This is a genomic window from Rhizobium sp. P32RR-XVIII, assembly GCF_012641395.1.
In the GTDB taxonomy this organism is placed as follows: domain Bacteria; phylum Pseudomonadota; class Alphaproteobacteria; order Rhizobiales; family Rhizobiaceae; genus Rhizobium.
This window is the reverse complement of sequence record NZ_JABAIH010000069.1, coordinates 1-1,451: the sequence shown is the minus strand read 5'-3', so window position 1 is coordinate 1,451 and position 1,451 is coordinate 1. Positions and strand designations below refer to the sequence as shown.

The window sequence follows — 1,451 nt, the reverse complement described above, 5'->3', positions numbered from 1 at the left end:
CAGAGTGAGGTCGCTTCTGTAACGGGCTTTCCCGAGTCAATCCCTTATGAGCTCAATCCCTCGCCGAGTGCTTGCTTCTGTCCGCAGTCGACGCGGGGTCGCTGCTGTATGGGGTCTGCTGAGGAGCGGTTGGCCAATCTAGAAACGCGCAGTCCACTAGTGCTGCTTACCTCACTGCGGCCTAACCCATCCATCGTCCCGGCGAAGGGACCTTGCTCCGGGGGGGTGATGGTACGGCCCGCCCGAAAGCCTGTCTTGTTACGTCCTTCCTCCTCAGCCGGCCATGGCTGGCGTTGCCTTGCGAGGAATGAAGTCGGTTCCGTCCCTGAGCATGCGGTGCAACACCACCGCCAGCTTGCGAGCCAGTGCAACGCGCGCCTTTCTGGGTCCCGCACGTCTTGCGACCGCCAGCGCCCAAGTCTTAAGATCCGAGCCTTTGACCGGCCGCGTCAAGATGACGTTGGCCGCCTCGTAGAGCGCGGTTCGTACGCCCACATCGCCGATCTTCGAGATGCGACCAGTGTAATCGGTCTCGCCCGATTGATACTTCTTCGGCGTCAATCCGAAGTGCGGGCCCACCGCTCGAGATGATCGAAAACGCTCCGGAGCGTCAACGGCCGACACAAATGTCAACGCCACCAGAACGCCAACGCCAGGCGTCGTCATGAGCCGCCGCGCGCTGTCGTCCTGACGGGCCATACCACGCAGCTTTCGTTCGAAACCTGCAAATTCGCCCGCAAGTGCGTCGCGCACCTTCAACAGCGACGCGGCAATCGCCTCCAAAGTCGGATGACCTTCAATCAGCTCGCGGATCCGTGCCGCATAGGTGCGTCGCATGGTCGGCCCTACCTTGAGGCCGAAGCCGCGCAGAATGCCCCGGAGGCTCATCTCGATGTCGTGAAGTTTTCCTTGGATGAGCTTGCGTGCGGTCAGCAGCGCGCGCACTTCCTGGGCCGGAAGAGATTTGCAGTGGACCGGTCTGAACCAGCCCAGCCGCATCAACTGCGCTATGCCCCGCGCATCCTTCTTATCCGTCTTCACCGGCATCGTCTTGAAGGCTGCACGCACGTGGCGCGTCTCAATCAGTTCAACCGTCAGACCCGCCTTTATCATCCCGGCATGGAGCCATTGCGACAACGGGCCGGCTTCAAGACCAATTCGTTCCATGGCCACTCCGTGCTCGCCAAACCAGGCAATCAGCGCATCGGGCTCGCTCAGTACCCTTGCTTCATGAACAATGCGGCCATCCGCATCCACTACGCACACACTTGAGTATTCCAATGATACATCGATGCCAGCATACTGCTTCATGGTCGTCTCTCCGTGATGTTATGGAGCAGGTCAATCCCTACTCCGCGACACCATCATTGTGAGGGACGACCACCAAGCCTTCAAACTCGGCTGGCTGGGCTCCGCCCGTTACACCATCTAGAAAACTCTCTGGAGGCCAA

The 1,451-nt window shown here is 60.2% G+C and carries 1 protein-coding gene; it reads right to left on the bottom strand.

Annotated features, from left to right (window positions below):
- Positions 1-273: 273 nt before the first annotated feature.
- The gene (locus tag HGP14_RS35070; protein ID WP_168834368.1) at positions 274-1,311 is read right to left on the bottom strand and encodes an IS110 family transposase; all 1,038 of its coding nucleotides are present in this window, start codon (positions 1,309-1,311) and stop codon (positions 274-276) included.
- Between the last annotated feature and the right edge of the window lie 140 nt (positions 1,312-1,451).